Origin of the sequence: Haloferax sp. S1W, from assembly GCF_044593955.1 — an archaeon.
GTDB lineage: Archaea > Halobacteriota > Halobacteria > Halobacteriales > Haloferacaceae > Haloferax.
In genome coordinates this window covers 2,887,304-2,905,215 of sequence record NZ_CP172595.1, presented here as the reverse complement: position 1 = coordinate 2,905,215, position 17,912 = coordinate 2,887,304, and the positions used below count along the sequence as shown (strand labels likewise).

Sequence of the window (17,912 nt, the reverse complement as noted above, 5' to 3'; positions counted from 1 at the left end):
AACACCGTTGTCAAATTTTCTATATGAATTTGACGGGGGACTCTCGTGTCATCTCCAAATACTACCTGTATAAAGCGACAACGTCTCCGGGGTTCATGTTCCCGGTGTACACGCTCTTGTTGCTGTCCCGAGACCTCACGTTCGTCCAGATTGGAATCACCGGGACTGCGACCGCACTCGCGAAGATTCTCGGCGAGGTGCCAACCGGCTATATCGGTGATCGTGTCGGTCGCCGAAACAGCCTCATCATCAGCCAGTTGCTGTTTGCGAGTGTTCCCGCGGGACTGGTCTTCGCAGAGCGATTTCCGGTCTTCGTCGCCATCTTCGCGACGCTGGGACTCGCCGAGACGTTCCAGTCGGGAAGCGGCGACGCGTGGCTCTACGACACCCTTCTCGAAGAGGCGGACGCGGAGTCGTTCACCAGCGTCAGAGGCCGCGGCGGTGCCCTCCGGAAGTACGTCGGGTCGGTGACGATGGTCCTCGGTGGGGTTCTCTACGCTGTAAACCAAATCTATCCGTTCGTCGCTGCGGCGCTTATGAGCGCGACGGGCGCGCTCGTCCTGCTGACGCTCCCGCCGAACCGACATCTTGAGGGCGAGACCATCAGCCCCACGCGCGCGCTGTCCGCCGCGAGAACGCAGTTGCTCTCGATTCCGCTCCGGTCGTTCGTCCTCTTCGTCGGACTGCTCTTCGCCGCGATTCGCGCGACCGAGGAGTTCATCCAACCGGCGACTGCTGGTGCGATTGAAGCGACCGTCTCTTCGCTCACTATTGCGGGACAGCCGCTTCCCGACTCCGCCGTTTTGGGTATCATGTACGCCTCGTTTACGCTCGTCTCGGCAGTTGCGAGCGACTCCGCGGGGTCGCTTTCCACACGCCTCGGAACGAAAGGCGTGCTCGCACTCATCTCAACTTCGATGGTGATTTCGATGCTGATTCCGGCGCTCGTCCCCGCCGTCGTGATTCCGACGTTCTTCGTCCTCCAGGCGTCGAAGTCCATCATGCGGCCGATTGCGAACCAGTACATCAACGACCACACCGACTCGTTCGGGCGGGCGACGGTGCTGTCGGCGTTCTCGCTCCTCTTCGGGGCCGCGACGGTTCCGTTCATGCTCATCGGCGGGGTGGCCGCCGACCGAACCACGGCCATCGTCGCCGTCGCGGCTATCGGCGGCGTGTACCTGCTTTCGAGTCTGCTCTCCGTGGTGTGGGAATCGCCGGTCCTCGACACCGCACCACGGGGCGAAGCGGACGTTTCGACGACAGCGACAGACTGAGAACCAACATCACCAACCAGACCTCCGCGGACGGCCGAACGCTTTTCCGCTCCCGTAACGGCCGTCAACTATGGCGATTGGCGACATCGAACCCGTGCCGAACAGTACTGATATCTACTACGTCGACACGGGCATGTACGAGGTCGAACAGTACGGGTCAGTCTACCTCATCGACGCCGAGAACCCGGCAGTCGTCGACACGGGTATCGCCGCCGACCGCGAGCATATCTTCGCCATGCTCGACGAGGTCGGCGTCGACGACCTCGCGTATATCCTGCCGACCCACGTCCACCTCGACCACGCGGGCGGTGCCGGATATCTCGCAGAGCGCTACCCCGACGCGACCGTGCTGACCCACGAAATCGGCGCGCCACACCTCGTGGACCCGACGCGACTCGTCGAAGGGACGAAAGCCGCCGTCGAAGACCAGTGGCGCTTCTACGACGAACCGCTCCCAATCGACGAAGACCGCGTGGAAGGACTCACGGACGGCGACGAAATCGACCTCGGCGACCGCACACTCACGGTCCACCACGCCCCCGGTCACGCGCCGCATCAGGTCATGTACCACGACAGCGGCGACGACGCCCTGTTCGTCGGTGACGCGATGGGTATCTGGGAACCGAAGACCCGAACGATTCGGCAGACGACGCCGCCCTCGCAGTTCCATCTTGAAAAGGCCCTCGACGACGTGCGAACCATCGAGGACATCGCTCCCGAAACCATCTGCTTCGGCCACTTCGGCCCGCAGGAATACTCCGAATCGTTGGCCGAATCGTACAAACGAACGCTCGTCGAGTGGGTCGAAGCCATCCGACAGAAGCGTGAGGAACTCGACGACGACGAGGCCGTCATCCAACATTTCGTCGAACACACCGAGATGGACGAAGTCTGGGGCGTCCGAAAAGCACAGGACGAAGAACGACTGAACACGCGCGGCGTTCTCGGCTATCTCGACTACATCGAAACCCAGTAGTCCGGGGTCGTACCCCGATTCTGCGGCAAGTAAACCAACCGAACGTACATAGTTTTAAATGTTGAATCATTATTAATAGTATATGGACTGGCGTGACGCGGAGGCGGCGTTCGATGACCCCGTCATCGGTCGAACGACCCTCCCCCGAATGTTCGAGGAGAGTGCAGCACGAAACGCCTCGCGCCCCGCACAGCGGTACAAAGGTGGCGTCTACGAGCGGTCGTTAGTAAGCGAAGGCGTCGTCCCGAAAGCACCCCGCGGAGACTTCGCCGAACTAACCTACGAGTCGATGCGAGACATCGTCAGAAAACTCGCTTCCGGGTTCCGTGACCTCGGCCTCGACGCCGAAGACCGCGTGGGTATCTTCGCGCATACGCGCATGGAGTGGGCACAGACAGACTTCGCCGCCCTCGCTGCCGGTGGCGTCGTTACCACGGTCTACACCTCATCATCCGAACGGCAGGCTCGGTACCTTCTCTCCGACCCCGGTGCGAACGCCGTCGTGGTCGAAAACGAGGAATTGCTGGAGCGAGTCCTCGCTATCGAGGACGACCTGAACCTCGAATTCATCGCCGTCATGGACGAGTTCGACGGCCACGAGGACCGCGAGGACATTCTGACGCTCGGCGAACTCTACCGGCGAGGAGAGAAGACATACGACGACGCCGAGTACGAATCGTGGCTCGACGCCCGCGACCCCGAGGACCTCGCAAGTCTCATCTACACCTCCGGGACGACGGGCCAACCGAAGGGTGTCCAACTCACCCACTGGAACTTCCGGTCGAACGTCAACGAGAGTTATCGTCGGTTCGGACCCCACCCCGGCAGAGACGACGTACCGTTTATCAGTCCGGACGCGGTCGCACTGTCGTTCCTGCCGCTCGCGCACGTCTTCGAGCGGATGGCCGGGCACTTCATGATGTTCGCCGCTGGTGCGACCGTTGCGTACGCCGAGGACCCAGACACCCTGCGAGAGGACTTCCAACTCGTTCGGCCGACGACGGGTACGAGCGTCCCCCGCGTCTACGAGAAACTCTACGACGCGATTCGGACGCAGGCAAGCGAGTCACCCCTCAAAAAGCGTATCTTCGAGTGGGCGGTCGGCGTCGGACGAGACTACCACACGACCGACGCACCCGGATTCCTGCTCGACGTCAAACACCGAGTTGCGGACCGACTCGTCTTCCAGCAAGTCCGCGACGCGCTCGGCGGCAACATGGAGTTCTTCATCAGTGGCGGCGGCAGCCTCTCAGCCGAACTCTGCGCGCTGTACCACGGGATGGGGCTTCCAATCTTCGAGGGGTACGGCCTCACCGAGACCTCGCCCGTTATCTCGGTCAACCCACCCGAAGAACCCAAGATTGGAACCATCGGCTACCCGCTTCGCAACGTCGAGGTAAAACTCGACAAGACCGTCGTCGGCGACACACTCGGTGACGAAGGCGGCGAGGTCGGCGAACTCCTCGTGCGCGGGCCGAGCGTCACGGAAGGGTACTGGAACCGGCCGGAGGAGACCGAAGCAGCGTTCGAAGAAGACGACGACGGAAACCGCTGGTTCCGCACCGGAGACATCATCGAACTCCGGCCCGACGGCTACCTCGCCTTCCGCGAGCGGGCCAAGCAGATTCTTGTTCTCTCGACCGGGAAGAACGTCGCTCCCGGCCCCATCGAGGACGCCTTCGCCTCGTCCGACGTGGTCGAGCAGTGCATGGTTCTCGGCGACGGCCGGAAGTTCGTCTCCGCGCTCATCGTCCCGAATTTCGACGGACTGCAGTCGTGGGCTGACGAGCAGGACATCGACCTGCCGGATGACCCGAAGGCCATCTGTCGCCACGACAGAGTCAAAGAACGCATCGACGAGGAAGTCGAACGCGTCAACCAGAACTTCGAGTCCTACGAGAAGATCAAGCAGTTCCGCGTCGTCCCCGAAGAGTTCTCGGAAGACAACAACCTGATGACGCCGACGATGAAAAAAAAGCGCCGCAACATCCTCGACCGATACGCAGACCAGGTGAACCTCATCTACGAGGAAGCGGACCGCCGAACCGACGAGCGACACCGCGGCGAGCAGGCGACCACGAAGTAGAATTTTATAGAATAACCCTTTATCGGTTTTTTCTGCACAAACGTTTGCGCATAACGGCGGAAATGCCGCCCGAGATGTATGCTTTTATCTTCCGTCGCTACAACAACCGAATCAATGGAGGCGATATAAGTGGCCGCCGCTGGTGGAGCGAATCTCATCCCGCTCGTCGCCGCAATCATCGGCATCGGCGTTGTCTCGCAGGTGCTTTCGGACCGATTTCAGGTCCCGAGCGTCGTGTTCCTCATCGCGTCGGGCATCGTGCTCGGCCCGGAGGTCCTCGGCGTCATCTCGCCCGATTCGTTCGGGAACGCACTACAAGCAATCGTCGGTCTCTCGGTCGCAATCATCGTGTTCGAGGGTGCGTTCCACCTTCGAATCGACAAGCTTCGAGAGGCACCGGCAGCGACGCTTCGACTCGTCACTATCGGCGCGATAATATCCTTCGTCGGGACGAGTTTCGTCGTCCACTACGCGCTCGGCGCGCCGTGGCCGGTGTCGTTCCTCGTGGGCGCGCTCCTCGTCGCGACGGGACCGACGGTCATCGCACCGATTCTCGAAGTCGTTCCGGTCCGTGACCGTGTCGGCGCGGCGCTCGACACCGAAGGTATCGTCAACGACGTGACGGCGGCTATCGTCGCCGTCGTCATCTTCGAGGCCATCATCGAAGGCGTTAGCAGTCCGAACGCGCTCGTGGCGCTGTTCGCAGAGCGACTGGGTGTCGGCGTCATCGTCGGCGCGGTCGTTGCGGGAGCCCTCTACTACGCACTTCGCTACGTGGACCTGTCACCCGGGAACGCGCCGCAGAACGCTCGACTCCTCACGCTCGCAGGGGCGCTCGTCGCGTACGCCGCAGCAGACTTCGTCGCGACCGAAGCGGGCATCGCCGCGGTAGCGACCGCCGGTATCCTCCTCGGAAACACAGAGATACCATACGAGGAGGAGATTTCGGCGTTCAAGGGTGACATCACCCTGCTCGTGCTCTCGTTCGTCTTCATCGCGCTTGCCGCGTTGCTGGACTTCGGGAGCCTCCTCGCACTCGGCGCCGGCGGTCTCGTCGTCGTCGTCGCCGTCGCCGTCGTCATTCGACCGCTCCTGGTCTTCATCTCGACGAACGGCGACCGGTTCACCAGAGGAGAGAAACTCTTTATGAGCTTCGTCGGCCCGCGCGGTATCATCCCCGCGTCGGTCGCGACGCTGTTCGCCATCGCCCTCCGCGACGAGGCAACGCGACTCGCCGCCGAAGGCATGGCGCAGCAAGCCGCAGTGTTGAACCAGAGTGCCTCGATTCTGGTCGGCACCGTCTTCTTGGTCATCCTCACGACCGTCGTCTTCGAGGCAGGTTTCGCCCGTCAGATAGCTGAATACCTCGACGTAATTCCAATGCGTGTACTCGTCATCGGAGGCGGAAAGGTGGGCCGTGCGCTCGCCGAACGCCTCGCAGACCGTGGAGAGAACGTGGTCCTCATCGAACAGGACCAAGAAGTAGTCCAGACCGCCCGCAACAAGGGCTTTACCGTCCATCACGGTGATGGAACCGACACGGATGTCCTCCGGTCGGCCGGTGCAGGGAACGCGAAAGTCGTCGTCGCCGCCACCGGTGACGACGACGTGAACCTGCTGGTGTCGCAACTCGCCAACTCGAAGTTCGACCCCGAAAGCGTCCTCGCGCGGGCGAACAACCCGGACAACGTCGAGGCCTTCGAAGAACTCGGCGTCCGGACCATCTCGTCGACCATCGCCACCGCACAGGCGCTCGACAACTACATCGAGCGTCCCGCGATGTCCAACTGGATGGGCGAAATCGGGCGCTCCGGCGACGTGCAGGAGGTCGAAGTAACCGCCGAGACCCTCGTCGGACGAACCATCCGCGAGGTCGGTCCGGAACTCCCCGATGGATGTCTCATCGCGCTCGTCTCCCGCAACGGCGATACGAGCGTTCCGGGTGCGGACTTCACCCTCCAGCAGGGCGACCACATCACCATCATCGGCGAGCGGGACGCTGTCCGTGAGGCCGAGTCGCTCGTCCACCACCAGTAACTCGGCCACACGGTGGATTTTTCAGATCAGCGACGTTCGACGAGCGGGCAGTTTAGGTTCGTGCCCATCGAATGAAGACAGCCCAGTAGCCGACGGTCAACGCGACCAAGACGAACCAGACTGCGCCACCGAGTTCCGGTCTCGGAACGACCCCCACCGACGCGGCACCCGCAGCAGCGAGCGCCGCCACCACCCCAGAGACGATGGTCGTCGAGAGATTCATCGTCACCAGTTGCTCACGACGACGGTAAGAACGTGACGAATTTCTGGAGAACGTTCATTGTCAACTGCCTCGGGGTCAAGTGGTTCGAGAGACCTACGGTCTCTCGTCATCACGAAACGGCTACGCCGTTTCGGACGACCCCGAGGCTTGTCAGTGGACTCCCGCTCTAACTGCGTAATGCAGTAGGTCGAAATCGACCATTCGCGTTCAACGTCCCTGACTTCAGAGCCAGTTGACTCGTGGCTCGTCCAGCACCAGACTTGAGCCAGTGCTGGATAAGACGCCACCCGATGTTCCGAGCGGCGTTATAATCGCTGTGCAACTGTTTTCCGCACTTCAGACACTCGAACTCGTCACCGTCACGATTGTCCTCGTGCGTGAATCCACACTCGCCGTGACTGCACCGCTGACTCGTGTACGCAGGGTTCACGTCGTCCATGTCGATGCCGTGTTCTTCGGCTTTGTATTCGACGTGACGTTGCAGTTCCTTGAACGCCCACTGCTGGAACTTACTGGCGTTCGATATGCGCTCACGGATGTGCGTTAGGTTCTCAAACGCAATCGCCGTGCAGTCGTTCTCCACGGCCTCACGAACGATTGTTTTGGAGATTCTGTGCAGATAGTCCGCACTCCACCGGGCGAACCGTGAGCCGATGCACTTGATGGTGAGGTGTGCCGAACGAGTGCCTGTCTGTTGCAGATTGCCCCTACAACGCTCGTATTCATCGCGGCGGTGATTGAGGTAGTCTGCGTTGCCGAGGAACGCTCCCGTGCTGGTGACGGCCACGTATCCATCCACGTTCAAGTCCACACCGAGAACCACTCCGTTCTCGGATTCTTCATCGCAAGAGGATTCGACGTCTTTCTTCACGGCGACGTGGAGGTAGTACGTGCCATCGCGCTTGTGGAGCGTTGCTTCGGCTTTCTCCCATTCATCCGTCCAGTAGTCCTCGAACGGCGTGCCCTCTTCGTTGACTGGTGTGACGTATTCTGCGGTCACACGCTTGTCTGTGGTAGCGAGGGAAACGTGGTCGTCGTTGTACGTGATGGTGCGCCCGTTGTACACGACGACAGTGCCTTTGAACTCGGGTTTGCTGGCTTTTTCACCGTCTTCGATGATTCGGTCTTTGCAGTTTCCGAGTGCAGTAGCCGCGAGATTCCTCGCGGATTGGACGAGGCTGGATTGCAGGGAGAGTTTCTCACGAACGTCAGAATATGTCTCGTCGTGGAGTGTATTCTTGGTGTCTGTGATGTTGTAGGGGTTGTCGTCCCATCCGTGGTCTGCGACGTGTTGGGCCGCTTGTCGGAACTGCTCGAACGTCTCATCAAGGACTTCAGAGTCCTCGTCGGAAACGTCGAGTTTGACTTGGATGTTCCGAACAACCCCCATACTTCATTAGTATCTTTAGAGATACTTAAAACTACATATGGTAATGGGGGAGTCGGACTTGCTATCGAGAGTGGTTTGTGAAGGGTAGTGTCGGCTTCCTTCCCGAGGTCAAGCCTCGGGGTATCCGCCTTGAATTTTCGATGAATAACCATACAATGGTTGGACCCACTGTCGTCTCGGGAGACCACAGCCCCCACATCTCGACGCAGATGTCGCTTCAGTAATATACACAATTAATCCCGCACCCATCGAAATGCTACCATGCGACATTTAGAGGGCCCGTTGTGTTCGGTCAACCTCACCGACCGAACAACCGAGACGGCATCCATCGACGACGTGCTCGAATCCTACCTCGGCGGGCGCGGGGTCGGGACGAAACTCGCCCACGACCGGATTCCGTTCGACGCCGACCCGTTTGGGACCGAGAATCGACTTGTTCTCGCCGCGGGACCGATGCAACAGTCCCGGATGAGTTTCACCGGCCGGGTGAGCATGACCGGTCTGTCGCCGTTGACGAACGGACTCGTCTCGTCGAACGCCGGTGGATTCCTTTCGCGAAACCTCGTTGGAACTGGAAACAGCGCCATCGAGTTCACTGGCGAGGCGGACGAACTGCTCGCGGTTCACGTCCGCCCCGACGGCGTCGAGTTCGAGCCTGTACCGGACCTCGAAGGCGCAGAAGTTCCCGAAGTCACCGAGTACGCAGCGTCAACGTGGGACCTCGACGCCGAACAGACCATCTGTATCGGTCCGGCAGGCGAAAACGGAGTTCGGTTCGCGTCGGTGATGACGACCGAGAGCCGTGCGTTCGGTCGCGGCGGCCTCGGAGCGGTCATGGGGTCGAAGAACCTCAAGCTCGTTACCTTCGCCGGTGGTGAGACGCCCGTCGTGGAGTTCCCCGACGTGGCGATGGACGTACATCGGGACGCGGCCACCTCCGACCACTCGATGAAGCGACAGGGAACGACCGCCGGCACCGACTACGCGAACGCGGTGGAAGCGTTCCCGACGCGATACTTCTCCGAGCGCGAGTTCGAGGGCGTTGAAGGTATCAACGGCGACGCCGTGGAGTCGAAAAAATACAAGAAAGGAACCTGTTCGCAGTGTGCCTTCGCGTGTAAACTCCCGACGAGAGACGAAGAGCGAGGCATCGAAACCGAGGGACCCGAGTTCGAGACGGTGATGGCCTTCGGGTCGAACTGCGCCGTCGACGACATCGTGGACGTGATGCAGTCGAACGACCTGTGTGACCGCCTCGGCATGGACACCATCTCCTGTGGCGACACCATCGCCGCGTACCTGATGGCCGAAGACGAGTTCGGCAACGTAGACCTGATTCACGAACTCGTCGAGCAAATCGGCCATCGAGAAGGTGTCGGCGACCTGCTCGCAGAGGGCACCCACCGCGTTGCCGACGCGTTAGGCGTCCACGACTGGACGGTCAAAGGCATGGAGTTCCCGGCCCACGACGGCCGCCACCTCCACGGGCAGGGACTCTCATTCGCCACCTCGAACCGCGGTGCCGACCACATGTACGCCTCGTTCTACGCGCTGGAATACCCCTACGTCGAGAAGTCGAAAGCGGTCGAACCCCACGGCCTCGACGGCAAGCCCGAACGCCTCGTGGAGAAGGAAAACCACAACGCCGTCCTCGACAGCGGCGTCGTCTGCAAGTTCTCGCGGGACTTCATCGACGAAGAGACGCTGGCCACGCTGTTCGATACGACCTACGACCACCTCCAGGAAGTCGGCGAGCGTATCGTCACCCTCGAACGCCACTTCAACAACCAGCGCGGATTCGACCGCGACGACGACCGTCTCCCCTACGATATTCCCGGCTTCCCACACGCGCTCTCGGAGTACTACGAGATTCGCGGGTGGGACGAGGACGGCGTCGTGCCGGAATCGGCAGTCGGTGGGGAAAGCGGGGCGGCATCAGCGGACGATTGAAAAGCCGTCTTCGACGACGGTACCGACTGAACTCGATTGCCGCACCGCTGCCACCTTTTTCCGGGGCTCGCTCACGCTCATCCCGCAAAAATCTGGACCAAAAAACCGTGTCTCTTGAGGCGTTATCGACTGAACTCGATAGCTGCACCCTGCCCGAACCCGACACAGAGCGAGGCGAGGCCGCGGTCCACATCGCGCTTTATCATCTCGTGGATGAGCGTCACGGGGAGGCGCGCGCCGGAAGCACCGAGCGGGTGGCCGAGGGCGATTGCGCCGCCGTTGACGTTGAGTTTGTCCTCGTCGATGCCGAGTTCGCGGCGGGAGTACTCACACTGGCTGGCGAACGCTTCGTTGATTTCGACCAGCCCGTAGTCGTCGATGTCGCGTCCGGCGCGTTCGAGCAGGCCGCGAGTGGCTGGGACCGGGCCGATACCCATCACAGTCGGGTCGACGCCAGCGACGTTGTTTGTCCCCACGGAGGCGAGCACGTCGAGGCCGTGTTCGTCGGCGAACTCGCGGGAGGTCACGAGGACCGCCGCGGCACCGTCGGTAATCTGCGAGGAGTTGCCCGCCGTGACCGACCCTTCGCCGGAGAACGCCGGTGGGAGGCCACCGAGTGCTTCGAGCGAGGTGTCGTGGCGGATACCCTCGTCTTCGGTGACGACGCCGTCCTCAGTCTCGATGGGGACGATTTCGTCGTCGAAGCGGCCGGTTTCGGTCGCCTCGGCGGCGCGCTCGTGGCTGCGGAGCGCGAACTTGTCCTGGGTTTCGCGGGAGACCTCGTGCTCGTCTGCGACCTTCTCTGCCGTCATTCCCATCTGGAGTTGGAAGACGTTGTACTCCTCGCTCAGTTTGGGGTGGAGGTGCTGGTAGGAGTCGCCGTCCATCGGGACGCGAGACATGCTCTCGACGCCGCCGGCGATGACGCATTCGCGGTTGCCCGCTGCAATGGCGTCCGACGCGGAGATGATAGCCTGCATCGACGAGGCACACCAACGGTTGATGGTCGTCGCGGGCGTTCCCTCGCCGAGTTCCGAGAGGAGGGCGATGACGCGTGCGACGTTGTTGTCCTGCTCGGTGCGCTGCTGAGCGACGCCCCACATCAGGTCCTCAACCTCCTCCGCCTCGACGTCGTTTTCGTCGAGGATGTGGTCGATAAGCGGGATGGAGAGGTCTTCGCTTCGAACGTCTTCGAACACGCCGCCCGACTTTCCAAACGGCGTTCGGTATGCGGCCGCGATGACTGGTTCTGGCATGCCACACAATGAGAGTTCGAACACCATAAATAGTTTAGAACCCATAATTCATTGTCAAAAGTTTTTGCGAGGCTATCGCTGGTGACTGGTGAGCGCGGAAAAGACTGTCACGGGTACCACTGAGAGTGGAAAAAAGATGTCCAGGCGCTTCGTGGCTCGTGTATTCCCTGTTTATGGGGACCCTCCGGCAAAGAGTTCGGGCGCAACGTCTGCGGAGGCGTGCTGGCGGGACGTGTCGCTTGCGGCGACGTGCTGACGCGACCTGTCGGTCGCTGAGGTGTGCCGACGGTGTTTGTCGTCCACGGCAGTCTCAGCCGAATCGCAGTCGTCCGAAATTGCGTCACCGACCATCGTCAGTCACTCGTAAGCGGTTCCGTTGCGGTCGACTCGGGCGGTTCGTCCGTGTCGGCAAACGGGTACCACGACTGCTTCGCATCGTGCATGTACGGGTCTTCGAAGTCCGTTTCCGTTGGTTCGCAGTAGTCGGAAACGGCCTCGGGGCTTTCCGAATCGACCCACTCGCGGAACGTCTGGCCTTCGTCACGCCGGTCGGCGAACGCCTCGACCAGTGACGCGATTGCGCCGGGAACCTCGTCGGCCGGGACGCGCTGGTGTATCCACTCGACGAACGAGGGGTCCTCACCGATGCCGCCACCGACGCCGATATCCATCGCCTCGACCATCTCACCGTCCTTCTGGGCGCGCATGCCGAAGAGGCCGATGTCGGCCGTGTTCGCCTGTCCGCAGTCCGCCGTACACCCGGAGAAGTGAATCTTCAACTGACGCACGTCGTCGGGAACGTCCACGTTGTCGCGGAGCCACCGGAGCATCCGAGCCATCCGGACTTTCGTCTCAGTGAGCGCGAGTGAGCAGAACTCGGTGCCGGTACAGGCGACGCTCCCGCGCTGGAACGGATTCGGTTCGGGCGTGTGTTTCGACAGGAGCGGTTCGGCGAGCAAGTCGTCGAGCGCCGCCTCGGGAACGTCCATCACGAGCGGGTTCTGCCGCCGAGTAAGCCGAATCTCACCGGAACCGTACTTGTCGGCGATGTCGGCCAGTTCGAGCGCGTCGGCGGCGGTGATTCGACCGACGGCGACGTTCAAGCCGACGTAGTAGCGCCCGTCGGCCTGTTCGTGGACGCCGACGTGGTCGGACTTGCCCGCCGTCTGCGGACGGCCGGCGTTGTAGGTGTACTCCTCGCGGATGTTCTCCCCCGCCGGTTCGAGTTCGAAGTCCACGTACTCCGACGCCAGCAGGTCGCGAATCTTCTCGGTGCCCCACTCGTCCACGAAGTAGCGACTCCGGGCGCGGGCGCGAACGTCGCGGTTGCCGTGGTCGTGGTAGAGTTGGACGAAGCCGCGAACCACCTCGTAGGCGCGCTCCTCGTCGGCGACGAACACGTCGAGGTCGCGGGCGACCCGCGGCTTCCGAGAGCCGAGTCCCCCGCCGACGCAGACGTTGAATCCCGTGACCTCCTCGCCATCAATCTCCTTGCGGGCGGGTTCGAGGCCAACGTCGTTTATCGAATCCTGTGCGCAGCCCTCCCGGCAGCCCGTGACGCTGATGTTGAACTTCCGCGGCATGTTCGAGAGGGTGTCGTCGTCGCGGAGTTCCTCCTGAAATCTGTCGAGGAGCGGCCGCGACGCGACCAGTTCGTGCGTATCTTTCCCGGCGACGGGACAGCCGGTGATGTTCCGCATCGTGTCGCCACCCGCAGACCGCGAGGAGACGCCGACCGCTTCGAGTTTTTCCCAGATTTCGGGGATGTCTTCGAGTTCAATCCAGTGCAGTTGAATCGACTGACGGGTCGTCAGGTCGAGCCACCCGTTTCCGTACTCCGGGTTTTCGACCGGGCCAGTCGCGTAGTCGCGTGCAACCTCGGCGATAGCCCGGAGTTGGCCGGGTTCGAGAATGCCGTCGGCGTTCGCCAACCGCATCATGAAGTACGACTCCTGTCCCGTCCGCTGCTGGAAGACACCCCAGAATTTGAACCGGGTGAACCACTCGTCGCGCTCCTCGTCGGGAATCGAGTCGAGTCCCGCTTCGGCGAACGCCTCTAGCTTCTCACGAACCGCGTCGCCGTAGAGTTCGTCTTTCCACTGCTCTTTCTTACTCGCCACGGCGAACCACCGGTGGCCGCTTGTCCACCAATTCCGCAGATTCGGTTTCGAATCCAGTCATGTTACAGGACAACAGTGCTCAAGACAACCACATAATACTGCGCGTTTACAAATTGTAGTTTTTCACCCTATATGCGATGTTTGTCAAAACTATAGCCACGTATCGAGGATATAAGGTCGTATTTCGTTGAGTAAGACCAGAAATTTCTTTACTATTTGAATCCAAAGTCAGAAACATTCGTGAAGAATTCGCCGAGTTCGGGCGTTACCGACTCGACGCGGCTGCGCGCAAGTCGTCGAGGGTGTTCACGTTGTGAAACGCCCGTTTCCCGGCGTGTGCGGTGACTTCTCGTTCGTCGAGGACAGCAACGTCGAGGTGGGACATCACTCCGTGGAGGCTGTCGTCACCCGACCTGAGCGCCTCAGTACAGGCACTCACCGCGGCACGAGTGTGAACGACCGCCGGAACGGGAATCATCCCGTCGCTTCCGGTTGGGACAATCCCCGGACGCCCACCGAGTCTATTGAACAGATGTGAGAGGAACCCAGACGGGACGAACGGCATATCACAGGGGAGGACGGCAGCGTACACCCCGCGCGACTCCCGCAACGCGGTTCGCAGACCGAAGACCGGGCCACAATCCGGATAGCTATCTTCCGCAAACCGAACGTCGAAGTCGAGCAGCGCAGCGGTCAGGCCGGTTCGCTGTTCGGCCCGGCAGTTGACGACGAGTTCGTCCACGATGGGGTCGAGAGCGTCGGCGACCCGGGAAATCATCGGACACCCGTCGAGTGTTGCCGTTGCTTTGTCCATCGTGCCGAACCGAGTCGAACGGCCACCGGCGAGGATGATACCCGTGCGACCAGTATCTGGCTTCGTGGGGGACCCGTCTGTCATTCTCAGTCGTCGCTCCGGCTGAATCCGATGTCTCGGCCGTCGAAGAACCCGTCCACATGGGCGCGACTGGCGATGTGCGGGCGCGCGACGAACGCGTTCAACAAGAGGATGGGCACCATCAGGGCGGCGACGGTAACGTAGCCGAGGTGAATCATCCCCTCGGTGGCGGCGTACGAGTAGACGAGCGGGAATCCGATGCCGCCGAAGGTTCCGATGCCGCCGACGACGCCGGCGGCAGCGCCCGAGCGGTCCGGGAACATGGCGGGAACCTGTGCGAAGATAGCGCCTTCAGTGAACGCACAGCTGGTTCCGACGAGGAACCCCGCGGCGACCGTCAACAGGACGTTTCCGGTCCGCCCGGCGAAGGTAAGACCGACCATCGCGAGGATGATGAAGCCCATACACAGGACGGTCCACTGCTCGCGGTAGCGGCCGTGGAACACCGGAAGGATGTTCCGCTCGTCGCGGACGAGGCGGTCCGAGATGTACCCGCCGATAGGCCTGAGGAGACCGGCCGCCAGCGAGAACGTCGCCGCGAACGTGCTGGCAATGACGAGGTTCGAACCGAAGCCCTCGCGGAAGTAGGTGGGCAGCCATCCGTTCATCGAGATTTCGAGACCGAAGCTCATCACGTAGCCGAGGGCGAGCGCGACGACGCCGTACCGGGTCGCGGTGTGGAGCCACGTCGAGAGCGTCGCCGACTCGCTGGTCGCCTCTGCCTTGGCCTCGGTGGCGGCGTCCTGCCCGACCACGACGTAGACGATGGCCATCACAATGGCGACGACGCCAGTGTAGAAGAACGCCGCCCGCCACCCGGTCGAAAACAGCGGGCCGCTCCAGTTCCCGAACGCACGTGGAAGGATGAGCGCACCCCCTGCAGCACCGGCGTTTCCGATTCCGGCGTAGATTCCCTCGGCCGTGCCGAGTTCTTCTTCAGGGAACCACTGCGAGACGTGCTGGATACCGACGACGAACGTGATACCCGCGGAGGCGACGACGAGGCGCTCGATGAAGAACACCTCGTAAGAGGTGGCGAACGCGCTGGCCATACTGAACACGCCGACGTAGCCGAGGACGATGCCGAACACCGTCGACGCACCGAAGCGGTCAGAGAGCCACCCGGTCAGGATGCGACCGGGCGGTGCGGTCCAGATGGCCGCGCTGGCGAGAATGCCGAGGTCGGCGATGGTGAGGCCGAACTCCTCGGCGATTTGCCCCGTGAAGGGTGCAAAGGAGAACCAGATGAGAAACGAGAGGTTGAACGCCGCGGTGGCGAGGACGAGCGTCCGCCACCGGGTCATCTTCACGAGTCCCATCAGTTGCTCACCTCCGCCGTGACGAGGGTGGGACGAATGCTCGCCTCGGGGTGGACGAGGCGGACAGCACACTGTTTGAAGTTCGGTTCGTTCGACCGCGGGTCGACCGCGGGGATGGTAAGCTGGTTGGTCATCGGATGGTGAATAGAAAGCCAGACGAGTCCCGGCGGGACGGCGTCGTCAGGTTCGAGCGTCACCGGGACGGACGCGCGCCGGGATTCGATGGTGGTCCGTTTGTCGCCGTCGCTGTCGGCATCAGTGGTGTCGTTGTTGGCACCGGCATCGGTGTCGGCATTGGCGACGGCGGTACAGTACGTCTCGATAGTCTCGGGGTTGATGCGGGCGACAGGAACGTCGGGCGTGTCGCTTCGGGTGCGAACACCGGTGTTGTAGCCGTCGGCCTCACGACCGGTCGTGAGCGTCAACGGGTAGTCCTCGTCGGTCGGTTCGGGGAGGGACCCACCGTTGAGGGTGCTGAACTGGGCCTTCCCGGAGTCGGTCGGGAATTCCCAGCGAGGTGTGTCAGTCTCGTCGTAGTAGCGGTAGCCCGCCGAGACACCCGGTTCCGGGGCTGGCCATCGAACGGCGCGCTCCCCGTCGAGTCGGGTGTAAGAGATGCCGGAACAGTCGGCGTCGGTTCCGGCCGTGAGGGCGGCGAACTCGTCGAACACCGTGGCCGGGTCGAGCGGTGGCCGGTCGATGAGACCGGGCGCGACTCGACTGGCCACGTCGGCGATGATGTCGAGGTCCTGCCGGACGCCCGGCGGCGTCTCGGTCGCCGCACGGACCCGTGAGACGGTTCGCTCCATGTTCATCGTCGTCCCCTCGGACTCGCCCCACGTCGCGGCCGGAAGCACCACGTCCGCGAGTTCGACTGTCTCAGAGCGGAACGCGTCCTGCACGACGAGGAACGCGTCGTCGAGGTGGTCGCGGGCGGCCGTCGCGTCCGGGAACCCCGCGAGCGGGTTCGTCGCCACGGTCCAGACGACAGACGGCGAAGATTCGAGGATGCCAACCGGCCCCGGACCGGAGTCGGCAGGGAGTTTCGAGACCGGCACGTCCCACGCATCGGCGACCGTCTTCCGGTGGGCAGGGTGGTCGAACGGGCGGTGGCCGGGCCACGTTCCCTTCGAAGAACAGACCCTCGTTCCCATCGAGTTCGCCTGTCCGGTGAGCGAGAAGGGACCGGCCCCCGGGCCGAGGTTGCCCGAAGCCAGACAGAGGTCGATGAGCGCGCCAGCGGTCGCGGTTCCGCGGACGCTCTGATTGACGCCCATCCCCCAGTACAGGAGCGTTGGTGCATCGAGTGCCGCCGCCAGCAGTTCGACCGTTTGGACTGAGACACCAGCGTCCGCCGCGAGCGAAGAAACGCTCGGAAGTCCACCGACAGCGTCGGCGAATCCCTCGGTGTGAGCGTTCACGAACTCCTCGTCGACTCGGTCCGTGTCCACGAGCAACCGAAGCACAGCCCGAGCGAGTGCGAGGTCGCCACCCGGTTCGAGGGCGACGTGTGTGTCGGCGGCGGCGGCCGTCTTCGTCTCCACTGGGTCAACGACGACGAGGCAGCCATCCGCCGCAGACTGACGAACCCACCGGAACAACACGGGGTGAGCGACCGCGGGGTTCGCGCCCCAGACGACGTGTGTCTGGGCCTCTGGAATGTCGTCGTACGTCGGCGGCGGGGCGTCGCTTCCGAAGGCCCGGTAGTACGCGGTGACGGCGCTCGCCATGCAGAGCGTCGTGTTGGCGTCGTAGTGCCGCGTTCCGATACCGCCACGAGCGAGTTTCCCGAGCGCGTAGGCTGCCTCGTTGGTCTGTTGGCCACTCCCCAGTATCGCTATCTCGTCGGGGTCGGTCGCCATCGCGGCACGGAACGCCTCGCCAACCGTCTCCAGCGCCTCGGCCCACGATGTCCGGACCAACTCACCGTCTTCCCTGACGAGCGGCCGAGTGAGCCACTCACCGTCTGGGTCCGCAGTCTCTCTCACGCCGCGACCGCACGCGAGACCACGATTCACCGGATGTGAAGGGTCACCGCGGACGGTTTCGAGTCCGTAGCCGTTTTCGGCGGCGAGTTGGACGTGACCACACCCCACAGCACACCGCATGCACGTGGTTGGGACCTGTTTTGTCACCTTTCTCACCACCGCAAAACAATCGCCATTTTCCACAATTTGTCCGCCTTTTCCGCGATATTGCCACACATCATGTCACTATCTCGCCCTACACTGGCGAATGACAACACCAAAACTCTGTTCGTTTAACAAATCAAATTTCTAGGCCATATTCTATTCAAACGGCCGTTCTTCAAAGAGATACTAAGAATATAGACGCATAATTTCCCAGTTTTAGAATATATTTTCAAACTTGTTTAGTGCAATTA

General features: G+C 62.1%; 13 protein-coding genes. 5 read left to right on the top strand and 8 right to left on the bottom strand.

What is annotated here, in order from left to right:
• Positions 1–95: 95 nt before the first annotated feature.
• The 4 genes from ACH9L7_RS15170 (at position 96) to ACH9L7_RS15155 (ending at position 6,376) form a co-directional block, all read left to right on the top strand.
• On the top strand, positions 96–1,277 hold the full coding sequence (locus tag ACH9L7_RS15170) for an MFS transporter (RefSeq protein ID WP_396611523.1): 1,182 nt from the start codon (positions 96–98) through the stop codon (positions 1,275–1,277).
• 70 nt (positions 1,278–1,347) lie between these two features.
• Positions 1,348–2,253 (top strand): MBL fold metallo-hydrolase, encoded by a 906-nt coding sequence (locus ACH9L7_RS15165; protein WP_396611522.1) that lies wholly within the window; start codon positions 1,348–1,350, stop codon positions 2,251–2,253.
• An 82-nt stretch (positions 2,254–2,335) separates the two neighbouring features.
• Positions 2,336–4,339, top strand: coding sequence for an AMP-dependent synthetase/ligase (locus tag ACH9L7_RS15160; RefSeq protein ID WP_396611521.1), 2,004 nt, complete (start codon positions 2,336–2,338; stop codon positions 4,337–4,339).
• A gap of 129 nt (positions 4,340–4,468) precedes the next feature.
• Positions 4,469–6,376: a cation:proton antiporter gene (locus ACH9L7_RS15155; RefSeq protein ID WP_396611520.1), complete on the top strand. Its 1,908-nt coding sequence runs from the start codon at positions 4,469–4,471 to the stop codon at positions 6,374–6,376.
• A gap of 52 nt (positions 6,377–6,428) precedes the next feature.
• Here ACH9L7_RS15155 and ACH9L7_RS15150 read toward each other — a convergent pair whose 3' ends face one another.
• Together ACH9L7_RS15150 and ACH9L7_RS15145 are read right to left on the bottom strand one after the other, a co-directional pair.
• A complete protein-coding gene (locus tag ACH9L7_RS15150) occupies positions 6,429–6,599 on the bottom strand; it encodes a hypothetical protein (RefSeq protein ID WP_396611519.1) in 171 nt (56 codons plus the stop codon).
• Between the two features lie 166 nt (positions 6,600–6,765).
• Positions 6,766–7,989, bottom strand: a complete 1,224-nt coding sequence (locus tag ACH9L7_RS15145) for an RNA-guided endonuclease InsQ/TnpB family protein (protein WP_396611518.1) — start codon at positions 7,987–7,989, stop codon at positions 6,766–6,768.
• 261 nt (positions 7,990–8,250) lie between these two features.
• On the opposite strand from ACH9L7_RS15145, the gene ACH9L7_RS15140 reads away from it, so the two are divergent.
• Positions 8,251–9,939 carry an aldehyde ferredoxin oxidoreductase family protein gene (locus ACH9L7_RS15140; RefSeq protein ID WP_396611517.1) on the top strand — a complete coding sequence of 563 codons (1,689 nt, stop codon included), beginning with the start codon at positions 8,251–8,253 and terminating at the stop codon, positions 9,937–9,939.
• 122 nt (positions 9,940–10,061) lie between these two features.
• Here ACH9L7_RS15140 and ACH9L7_RS15135 read toward each other — a convergent pair whose 3' ends face one another.
• From ACH9L7_RS15135 to nasA, 6 genes are all read right to left on the bottom strand, one after another.
• Positions 10,062–11,195 carry a thiolase family protein gene (locus ACH9L7_RS15135; RefSeq protein WP_396611516.1) on the bottom strand — a complete coding sequence of 378 codons (1,134 nt, stop codon included), beginning with the start codon at positions 11,193–11,195 and terminating at the stop codon, positions 10,062–10,064.
• Between the two features lie 171 nt (positions 11,196–11,366).
• Positions 11,367–11,546 carry a hypothetical protein gene (locus ACH9L7_RS15130; protein ID WP_396611515.1) on the bottom strand — a complete coding sequence of 60 codons (180 nt, stop codon included), beginning with the start codon at positions 11,544–11,546 and terminating at the stop codon, positions 11,367–11,369.
• Between the two features lie 2 nt (positions 11,547–11,548).
• A complete protein-coding gene (locus tag ACH9L7_RS15125; protein ID WP_396611514.1) occupies positions 11,549–13,315 on the bottom strand; it encodes a nitrite/sulfite reductase in 1,767 nt (588 codons plus the stop codon).
• A gap of 265 nt (positions 13,316–13,580) precedes the next feature.
• Positions 13,581–14,213 (bottom strand): molybdenum cofactor guanylyltransferase, encoded by a 633-nt coding sequence (locus ACH9L7_RS15120; RefSeq protein ID WP_396611513.1) that lies wholly within the window; start codon positions 14,211–14,213, stop codon positions 13,581–13,583.
• 2 nt (positions 14,214–14,215) lie between these two features.
• Positions 14,216–15,514: a nitrate/nitrite transporter gene (locus ACH9L7_RS15115; protein ID WP_396613295.1), complete on the bottom strand. Its 1,299-nt coding sequence runs from the start codon at positions 15,512–15,514 to the stop codon at positions 14,216–14,218.
• A gap of 14 nt (positions 15,515–15,528) precedes the next feature.
• A complete protein-coding gene (nasA, locus tag ACH9L7_RS15110) occupies positions 15,529–17,703 on the bottom strand; it encodes an assimilatory nitrate reductase NasA (RefSeq protein ID WP_396613294.1) in 2,175 nt (724 codons plus the stop codon).
• Positions 17,704–17,912 lie beyond the last annotated feature (209 nt).

What these genes read in the sequence shown, in the direction of transcription:
- ACH9L7_RS15115 (WP_396613295.1), bottom strand. Translation starts at nt 15,514, where the DNA reads ATGACCCGGTGGCGGACGCTCGTCCTCGCCACCGCGGCGTTCAACCTC.
- ACH9L7_RS15130 (WP_396611515.1), bottom strand. Translation starts at nt 11,546, where the DNA reads ATGGTCGGTGACGCAATTTCGGACGACTGCGATTCGGCTGAGACTGCC.
- ACH9L7_RS15170 (WP_396611523.1), top strand. Translation starts at nt 96, where the DNA reads ATGTTCCCGGTGTACACGCTCTTGTTGCTGTCCCGAGACCTCACGTTC.
- ACH9L7_RS15165 (WP_396611522.1), top strand. Translation starts at nt 1,348, where the DNA reads ATGGCGATTGGCGACATCGAACCCGTGCCGAACAGTACTGATATCTAC.
- ACH9L7_RS15135 (WP_396611516.1), bottom strand. Translation starts at nt 11,195, where the DNA reads ATGCCAGAACCAGTCATCGCGGCCGCATACCGAACGCCGTTTGGAAAG.
- ACH9L7_RS15120 (WP_396611513.1), bottom strand. Translation starts at nt 14,213, where the DNA reads ATGACAGACGGGTCCCCCACGAAGCCAGATACTGGTCGCACGGGTATC.
- ACH9L7_RS15140 (WP_396611517.1), top strand. Translation starts at nt 8,251, where the DNA reads ATGCGACATTTAGAGGGCCCGTTGTGTTCGGTCAACCTCACCGACCGA.
- ACH9L7_RS15160 (WP_396611521.1), top strand. Translation starts at nt 2,336, where the DNA reads ATGGACTGGCGTGACGCGGAGGCGGCGTTCGATGACCCCGTCATCGGT.
- ACH9L7_RS15150 (WP_396611519.1), bottom strand. Translation starts at nt 6,599, where the DNA reads ATGAATCTCTCGACGACCATCGTCTCTGGGGTGGTGGCGGCGCTCGCT.
- ACH9L7_RS15145 (WP_396611518.1), bottom strand. Translation starts at nt 7,989, where the DNA reads ATGGGGGTTGTTCGGAACATCCAAGTCAAACTCGACGTTTCCGACGAG.